The 7,951-nt window shown below is 69.6% G+C and carries 9 protein-coding genes; 3 read left to right on the top strand and 6 right to left on the bottom strand.

The window, feature by feature from the left end:
- Positions 1-152 precede the first annotated feature (152 nt).
- From ABT300_RS38855 to ABT300_RS38865, 3 genes are all read right to left on the bottom strand, one after another.
- A complete protein-coding gene (locus tag ABT300_RS38855; RefSeq protein ID WP_351686333.1) occupies positions 153-416 on the bottom strand; it encodes a hypothetical protein in 264 nt (87 codons plus the stop codon).
- A gap of 220 nt (positions 417-636) precedes the next feature.
- Complete coding sequence (locus ABT300_RS38860) at positions 637-1,737, bottom strand: helix-turn-helix transcriptional regulator (protein WP_351686335.1); 1,101 nt, start codon at positions 1,735-1,737, stop codon at positions 637-639.
- A gap of 129 nt (positions 1,738-1,866) precedes the next feature.
- Positions 1,867-2,241 carry a hypothetical protein gene (locus ABT300_RS38865; protein ID WP_351686337.1) on the bottom strand — a complete coding sequence of 125 codons (375 nt, stop codon included), beginning with the start codon at positions 2,239-2,241 and terminating at the stop codon, positions 1,867-1,869.
- A gap of 342 nt (positions 2,242-2,583) precedes the next feature.
- Between ABT300_RS38865 and ABT300_RS38870 the strand changes: the two genes are divergently transcribed.
- On the top strand, positions 2,584-2,988 hold the full coding sequence (locus tag ABT300_RS38870; RefSeq protein ID WP_351686339.1) for a type II toxin-antitoxin system PemK/MazF family toxin: 405 nt from the start codon (positions 2,584-2,586) through the stop codon (positions 2,986-2,988).
- A 435-nt stretch (positions 2,989-3,423) separates the two neighbouring features.
- On the opposite strand, the gene ABT300_RS38875 is transcribed toward ABT300_RS38870, so the two are convergent.
- On the bottom strand, positions 3,424-4,287 hold the full coding sequence (locus ABT300_RS38875; protein WP_351686342.1) for an NAD(P)H-binding protein: 864 nt from the start codon (positions 4,285-4,287) through the stop codon (positions 3,424-3,426).
- A 72-nt stretch (positions 4,288-4,359) separates the two neighbouring features.
- Between ABT300_RS38875 and ABT300_RS38880 the strand changes: the two genes are divergently transcribed.
- The gene (locus ABT300_RS38880) at positions 4,360-4,776 is read left to right on the top strand and encodes a winged helix-turn-helix transcriptional regulator (protein ID WP_351686344.1); all 417 of its coding nucleotides are present in this window, start codon (positions 4,360-4,362) and stop codon (positions 4,774-4,776) included.
- Between the two features lie 133 nt (positions 4,777-4,909).
- A complete protein-coding gene (locus ABT300_RS38885) occupies positions 4,910-5,599 on the top strand; it encodes an SDR family oxidoreductase (RefSeq protein ID WP_351686346.1) in 690 nt (229 codons plus the stop codon).
- Here ABT300_RS38885 and ABT300_RS38890 read toward each other — a convergent pair.
- Together ABT300_RS38890 and ABT300_RS38895 are read right to left on the bottom strand one after the other, a co-directional pair.
- Positions 5,535-7,517 (bottom strand): ATP-binding cassette domain-containing protein, encoded by a 1,983-nt coding sequence (locus ABT300_RS38890; RefSeq protein ID WP_351686348.1) that lies wholly within the window; start codon positions 7,515-7,517, stop codon positions 5,535-5,537. The two genes, ABT300_RS38885 and ABT300_RS38890, sit on opposite strands and share 65 nt — an antisense overlap.
- Positions 7,510-7,951 (bottom strand): ATP-binding cassette domain-containing protein (locus ABT300_RS38895; protein WP_351686350.1); only part of this gene is annotated, 442 nt, incomplete at its 5' end. The genes ABT300_RS38895 and ABT300_RS38890, both read right to left, overlap by 8 nt.

Below are 7,951 nucleotides of genomic sequence, written 5' to 3' on the forward strand. Positions count from 1 at the left end.
CGCGTCTCCCCGGGGAGCTTCCCAGACGGCCACATCGTCCGCCTCAGGGGAACTACGCATGCGCGCACGTAAGTCGCTCGGTTCGACGGCGGCCTCGACTGAGAACCGACTCGGCGCGCTCGACCGCGTCCGGCTGCAACGCATCGGGGCGGCTAGGGGCCGCCGAACCGCTCGGCGGCCAGGGCTCGGACGGCTTCCGGCGCGAGGCTCGCAACGTGTTTGAGGACGTCCTGCCACGAGCCGAGGGCGAGGGCCCGCGCGATCATTCGTTCGCGGTGCGGCGAGGGGACGGAGTCCGCGAGACGTGCCAGCGTGTGCGCTTGCGCGCTCTTCTGGTGTCGGAGGTGGACCAGCTCTTCTGCTTCCAGGGCACGGGCCGTGGTTCTGGGTGTGTCGCCCACCTGCGCCAGGGCCACGACGAGTTCGGTGAGAGGTGACAGTCGCGAATGGTGCGGCAGTCCGGCGTTCTCAGCCTCGTCGTGGCCCTCGCGAACGCCCGCAACCGCTCAGCCCGCCGCACCGGCGACACCGATCCCGGGGGCGAGCAGCGGAACGGCGAGTAGATGCAGCCTTCCAGCGCACCGTCAGTCGGCCGGCCGTGCCAGGGGCCCACCCGCCCCTGCAGCAGCCTCAGGGTCACAAAGAGAGGCTCGCGATGAGCTCTTCGCGACTGTTGACTCCGGTTTTCCGGTACACGGACTTCAGGTGATCGTTCACGGTGTGCAGGGAGATGTTCAAGCTGCGAGCGATCTGCTTGACAGCCGCCCCGTCGAGAGCACGTTCAATGACCGTCTGCTCTCTGGTGGTTATTCCATACAGGAGGGCAGCCGCAGGTAACAGCACGTCGGAGGAGGCGGGTTGAATGGTCACCGCTATGCTGCCGGACAGTGTTTCGCCGAATGGCTGGGCTCGCAGGACGATCCACCCGTCGGGACCGGGAACGCGACTCAGCGCCTGCCTCCCTGGATGGCGCGCGGCCAGAACGATGTTCCAGACGTGCGCGAATATCTCCGCGTCGTCGGCCGTCGCGTTCTTCGGCGCGAGTCGGCTCACCCATACGCGCCCGGTCCCGGTCACAGCGCTGACAGTGTCATTTCCGTCGATCAGCACTACGCCCGGGGCAGGTGCGTTGCGGACGGGACGCAAGAACCGACTTGCGACATGCTGCTTCACCGCGACGGCCAGAGTTCCGGCGAGTTGCCCGGCGCGTAGGGATTCGGCCGTGGTGAAAGGTCTGCAGCCTCTCCCCCGCAGCAGGACCAGGACTCCCCAAGCCCTGCCTGCGAGGGTGAGCGCGATCCGCATCTCACTTCCGACATCGGCCGCGTCCATGATTTCTACGTGTTCAGGACTGACGCCGCGTGAACTCAGAGGGGTTCGCGAAGCGAGGACGGCGACGGAGCGAGAACCGCGCATCATGCCGGCTATGGTGTGTCGCTCCCGGCCCAGGATCTCCTCGATCTCCAGGGCGCGGTAGAAGGAAGCGCCGTAGCCATGCTCCTTGGTCAGGAAGCATGCCGCGCCCGTCAGCGGGTCAACGCCCCTCAACATGTATCCATCATGCGGAATGAACCGTTGGACCCACTGTGAAACAACAATCCCCAGCTCTGCAATGGTGGCCGCTTCTGCAGTGGCGGCCGAGAGAGAAGGGAGGGTAGATTCCGGACGAGACGCCACGAAGACAGCCTGGATCGGCGCATCGCGCCGATCCAGTGGTTCGAGGCTTTTGACCGACACCGAGGCTCTTCTTGGCGCATTTTCGACTCCCTTCCCAAAAAGCGGAAGTGGAGGTCTCAGTTCCCGTGCCGACTGCCAGGACACCGACTGTCGGGACTTCTTCGGCCCCAGATGGAACGGCTCACCCCGTCAGCACTCCGGAATGGTCCCCTCATGGAATGCCTGGTTCCCGTCTATGTACGCACCGTACGTCCACCCCTCGACGAACAACTCCTGCCCGGTGGTGGCGGTGTAGCGCTCGGACAACGTGTGGTACCACACGTTTCCACGGTTGTCGATGTTGTCGCCGCGATCCCAGCAGTCGGCGAAGATGGAGTCCCCGGCCCGAAGATCCTGAACTCCCACCTTGCCGGAGCGCGTCTGAGTCTTCTTGTAGACGCTCGGCCCGAAGTCCGTCGTGACCGGAATCGCCGCCGCAGCGAACGCACTTGTCGTCCCCAGCGCCAGGGCGCAGGCGCTCAACGCCGCCACGACGACACCACGACCCCATATGGCAGATCTCATGGTCATCTCTCCTTTTCCCGAACGAACGCACTGCTGCAGTTCGCTGCCTTTTCGGAACTGGCCTTGGCGAGCATGCCCGGAGGCCGACGGCGCGAGAATCCCCAGAACTTGGGAGTGCCGAACCGACGAGCGCCCTGGACGAGCACGACCATCGAGCAGCCCCAGACGCGTCCGAGATCTGCAACGTGAGACGATCGATCGGTGGATCGACCGACGGAAGGTGACCGCACCCTGGCATGATCCTCGGTCTTCACACACCGGTGATCAACGGTGGCCGTACCCGTCTCCACACCGCGTCAGGTCGCGCAGCGTCTGCCTGACGTCCTGTGTATCGGAGGGCTTGTGCAACGTGGCGAAGTCTGGTGGGTCCAGTTCGACGAGCGGCGGCTGGTCGTACTGCTGTCAGGAGACGACGCGTCCGGGTTCCAGGTGATGCAGGTCGTCGCCCCGGCGGGCTTCGACATCAGCGGTCTGGGCATCGAAGTGACGGTCGGCGCCGGTGACGGGCTGCCGCTCGAAGGCGTGCTGCGGCTCGCGTTCCCGCGTCCAGGCTTCACCCCGTGCACATGGCTGACCACCGTGTCCCGGGACGACCTGATCGAGCGGGCGGGCGTCCTGTCCTCCGCGAAGCTCAGCGAGATCGACGACGCCTTCCGTCTCGCTGGACAGAAGAAGGAATGGACTCCGGCGACAACCGCGAAGCTCAGCGCAATGAGGGACGGCCTCCGTCGCGGTGGGCTCGAGTAGACGGAGAAGGGACGAGGCCCCCGATGGCGTGGGCGTCGGGCTCAGGGCCCGTCGTGGTGTGGCGGGTAGGCCGCGCGGGAGGTAGGCAGGTCCAGCAGGACGCGGTGGCGCATCTGCAGGTCGGTGACTTCGGTGAACACCCGCATGGATGCCTCCAGCCAGGCGACCTCGATGTCCTGTGAGTCGTCCAGCGCAGGATCCCGTACCCCGCTGGGTCGGTACCCCCTACCTGAACCCGCCTGAGCCCCGACCTCCGCTTACGGCAATCGCGCCCACCTGGGCGGACGCGGCATCGAGGCAGTAGGCGTGCTCCCGGCGCCTCGGGATGTCGCTCGGGTGTCGACCGGCGATTCGTGACGCCGGGCCACGCCATCAGAACCCCTGCGCGGCCGGGGTGGCGCCGTCGAATGCGTGGCGCCGGTACCAGGACCGGGATCAGGCGGTCAGCTCGGCTCGATGTGCTGTGAAGTAGTCGACGATGGGGGTGGCCGGCTGGCCGGTGAGCCGTTGGACGGTGTGAGTGGTGACGTCGTACCAGCCGTCGCGTTTCGCCGTGCCGGCGGCGCTCCACGCGTGAGCGAAGTGCTCGGGGAACCCCTGGTCCATGAGTCGCTGGGGGTGTGCGGCGTCGGAGACCTCCTCGTGGCGTATGCGGCGGCCGGTGGCCTCGGACAACGCGGCGGCGATGTCGGCGTCGGTCACGGCCTCCGGTCCGGTGACCTCGAGGATCTCTCCCTGACTGCCGCCCTCGGCCAGGACGGCGGCGGCCACCGCGGCGCTGTCGTCTCGGGTGATGTGGCCGATGCGTCCGTCCCGGCTGTTGCTGGACAGGACTCCGGTGGCGACGGCCCGAGGAGCCACTCCGACCAGGTTCAGCATCTCGACCCACACGTTGAAACGCAGCACCGTGAACGGCAGTCCGGATTCCGCCAGCAGCCGTTCGGTGGCCCCGTAGTCGGGGACGAGGGGATTGGGGTGGCCAGGGTCCCCGGCGCGCGTGATGGAGGTGAAGAGGACATGGCCCACGCCCGCTTTCACGGCGGCGTCGATCGCTCGGACGTGCTTGGGCAGCCGGTCGTCGGTTCCGATGCTGACGATCAGCAGCCGTTCCACACCGTCGAAGGCCCGGACGAGCGCGTCCTGTTGGTCGAAGTCGGCATGGCGGGTGCGTACGCCCAAGTCGGCGCTCCGGTCCGGGGTGCGGGACAACGCCAGGACGCGGGCGGCGTCGGTGCGTTGGACGAGATGGCGGACGGTCGCGCTGCCCAGATTTCCCGAGGCTCCGCTTACTGCGATCAAGAGAGGCTCCTCTGCCGTGTGTGTAGCCTGAGGATCGGTCCTGGCGCATTGGTCTCGTAAGAAGGCACATTGATGTCACCCCTCCACGAACCCTCGGCAGACGAACCCTTCGTCGGCGTCGCGGTGCCGGTCACGGTCGATGACCACGAGAGGTGTCCTGCGACGGCGCTGCTGCGCCGGATCGGCGACAAATGGAGCCCGGTGTTGCTGTCGTTGCTGGCGCAGCGCAGTTACGGCTTCAACGAGCTCGACCGGTCGGTCCAGGGCCTCAGCCGCCGCATGCTGGTCCGCACGCTGCGATCGCTGGAACGCGAAGGGCTCATCAGCCGAACCCTTCACGCCGAGACACCTCCACGGGCCGAGTACGCGCTGACCGACCTGGGGCGTTCACTGCGAGACCTGCTGGTCACGATGGGACAGTGGGCCGTCGCCCATGAGGCCGACGTGCTGACGGCACGCGCCCGATACGACGCTGCGCACCGCGTCTGATCCGCATCGCCGCATGCATGTGCGCTCGGCGCACGCCCCCCCTCTCGCGCCGCGACCTCGTCGTGCGCCGGGATGCCTTCAACTCGCCTGCGTGAAACGGGAGGTGATGCGCATTTAGGGTATGTATCAGGCTATGGGAATTCACCTCATCACAGGTGCTGGTTCGGGGATCGGTGCGGCGGTGGCGGCGGCCTTCGCTGCCAGGGGCGAGGAGTTGTGGTTGTTGGCTCGGGACGAAGCACGGGCGCGGGAGCTGCGTGCGCGGTTCCCCGACAGCCGGACGGTGGCGGCCGATCTGTCCGAACCGGCGTCGATCCGCGCCCGGTTGACGGCCGACGCGCTGCCCGAGCGCCTGGACTCACTCGTGCATGCGGCCGGCGTGGTGGAGTCTGGTCGCGTGGACGAGTCGAGCGCGACGGTCTGGCAGGACACGCTGGCGGTGAACCTCGTCGCCCCGGCGGAGCTGACCGGACTGCTGCTGCCCGCGCTGCGCAAGGGGCGCGGGCATGTGGTCTTCGTGAACTCGGGGGCGGGGGTGCACGCGCCGCCGCGGTTGAGCGCCTACGCGGCGTCGAAGTTCGGTCTGAAGGCCCTTGCGGAGTCCTTGAGGGCCGAGGAGTACGCGCACGGTGTGCGGGTCACCACGGTGTATCCCGGGGAGACGGACACGCCCATGCAGGTCAAACTGCACGACCAGTTCGGTCTGCCCTATGCGCCCCAGGACCATATGCGTCCGGCGTCGGTGGCGGCCGCCGTGGTCATGGCGCTGGATCTTCCGCAGGACGCGACGATGAGTGACCTGATGCTGCGCCCGGGGTGTTGAGCCCGGCGCCGGTGTGACGGGCGGCGACGCGGTCGGCGCCGGCACAGTCGGCGCCGGCGGCGTCTGCCGTGCCGGTGCGCCAGTGGCCCATCAGGTCGGCGTAGAGCGGGACTTCGGCCAGCAGTGCGTCGTGGGTGCCGGTGCTCGGCCGCGTACCGTCCAGGAGAAGGACCCGGTCCGCACGGCGGGCCAGGGACATGCGGTGCGCGACGGTGACGACCGTGCCGGGCCGACGGCGGAACGCCTCCTCCACCCGTCGTTCGAGCGCCGCGTCCAGATGCCGGGTCGCCTCGTCGAGGACGACCAACCGCGCGTCGGACAGATAGGCGCGCGCCAGGGCGACGAGGGCGCGTTCCCCGCTGGACAGCGCGGCCGGGTCGAGCGGCGCGTCGGCCCCTCCGAGCCGCTCGGCCAGCGTGTCCATCCCGAGTTCGCTCACCGCGTCGGCCAGGGCGGCGTCCGTGGCGCCGGGCGCGAAGTAACAGAGGTTCTCGCGCAGGGCGCCCGCGAAGACGTAGGGGCTCTGGGGTGCGAGGACACGGGCGCGGGCCAGGTCGCGCGGGGCGATGCGTTCCAGGGGCGCGCCGCCCAGGACGACTTGTCCGCGGTCGGGCGGCAGCATGCCGGCCAGGACTTCGGCCAGGGTCGACTTTCCGATGCCCGAGGGACCGACGACCACCAGGTGCTCGCCGTCGGCGATCGTCAGATCGAGCCCGTCGAGGACCGGTTCGGCATCGGTGCCGTAGGCGAAGACGATCCCCGACATCGTCACCGAGCCGTCGTGGGGCCGCAGGACGGACTGGGAATCCGGTCCGGCCTTCGGACGGCGGGCGGCCTCGGCAAGACGTTCGGCTGCCACGGCCAACCGCAGCCAGGACGCGCCGAGCCCCTGCACCAGCAGGCGGATCGCGGGTTCGAGGGTGGCCAGGACGTAGGCGAGGACGCCCACGATCTCGCCGGCGGTCACCCCGCGGGCGTGCAGACGCGGCGCGGCCAGGACGACGAGCAGGAGGGGGCTGTGCGCCCCCAGGGCCACGATCAGCCGCCGCAGCGCGCAGACCGAGGCCAGGGCCCTGGAGGCTCGAAGATGCCCGCGGACCGCGTCGAGGACCTCTCGTTGCGCGTGCTCGTGCGCCCCGCAGGCGACGATGTCGCGCAGGGCGGTGACCGTGGAGACCGCACAGCCGGCGAGCGTCTCCTCGGCGTCGAAGGCCTCGCGCTGTCTGCGCACCGTGGCGGGGGCCAGGACGGCGAAGAGGACGAGGGCGACCAGGAGCGGTGCGGCGACCAGGGGCGCGGCGGCCGGCGAGAGGACGGCGGTGCCCGCGATGACGGCTGCGACCGTCAGGACGAACTGCCACAGCAGCATGAGCTGCCCTGCCAGCGCGTCGCGCACGGCCTCCACCTGCCGGGTGAGGCGGGCGACGGCCACGGCCGCACCGTCGTCGTGAGCGGCGCCCGGGGCGACTGCTCGGTGGAGGACGCCCGTGACGACGTCCCGCAGCAGTCGGTCGCGCAGCGGCTCGACGATCTCGGCCAGCCACGGGTAGCTCTGCCTGCTCGCCCAGGCTCCGCCGAGGGCGCTCAGTGCGAACACGCCCAGTGCGAAGGCCGCCGTGCGGGGCCGGTCCATCAGGAAGCCGCGGTCGACGGCCCAGGCCAGGGCCTTGCCGCAGACGAGCGCCGGGGCGGCGGAGAGCAGGGTCCACCAGGTCAGCCGGAGCGCGGCGGCACGGTTCGCGGCGAGGGCGTGGCGGAGCAGGCGCACGGCCGTTCCGTGGGCCGCGGTGAGGGAGGAGGAGGCGTGCGGGGGGTTCGGGCGGGGCGTTTCGGCCTGGTCGGCCGCAGTGGGCGTGCGTCGATGCGTCGCCGGTCCTCGAAGGCGTTCCGCGGACGGCCAGTGCTCCACGTCAGTCATTCGCGACCTCGTTGGCGTCCTCGTTCGCGACCTCGTGCGCGTCTACCGGTGCGGCCTCGTTCGCGTTCTCATCGGCGTCCTCCAGGCCGTCGAACAGGGTGCGGTAGGCCGGCAGGCGCCACAGTTCGCGGTGGGGGGCTAGGGCTGCGATGCGGCCTTCGTGCAGCCATGCCACCAGGTCGGCGCGGGCGGCCGTGGCCGTGCGTCGCGTCACGACAAGCCGGGTGCGGTCGCCGTACGAGTCGTCCAGGGCGCGAAGAACCGCGGCCTCCGTGGCCGAGTCCAGGCTGGACGTGGCATCGTCCAGGACGAGCAGACGGCTGTCGCGGGCCAGGGCGCGCGCCAGTCCGAGGCGTTGGCGCTGGCCGCCGGACAGCGGCGCGTCGGCGAGCGGAGTGTGATATCCGGCCGGCAGTCGGCGCACGAACCCGTCC

The organism is Streptomyces sp. NPDC001027, assembly GCF_040299045.1.
Lineage (GTDB): Bacteria > Actinomycetota > Actinomycetes > Streptomycetales > Streptomycetaceae > Streptomyces.

What these genes read in the sequence shown, in the direction of transcription:
- ABT300_RS38865 (WP_351686337.1), bottom strand. Translation starts at nt 2,241, where the DNA reads ATGAGATCTGCCATATGGGGTCGTGGTGTCGTCGTGGCGGCGTTGAGC.
- ABT300_RS38880 (WP_351686344.1), top strand. Translation starts at nt 4,360, where the DNA reads ATGTCACCCCTCCACGAACCCTCGGCAGACGAACCCTTCGTCGGCGTC.
- ABT300_RS38885 (WP_351686346.1), top strand. Translation starts at nt 4,910, where the DNA reads ATGGGAATTCACCTCATCACAGGTGCTGGTTCGGGGATCGGTGCGGCG.
- ABT300_RS38890 (WP_351686348.1), bottom strand. Translation starts at nt 7,517, where the DNA reads ATGACTGACGTGGAGCACTGGCCGTCCGCGGAACGCCTTCGAGGACCG.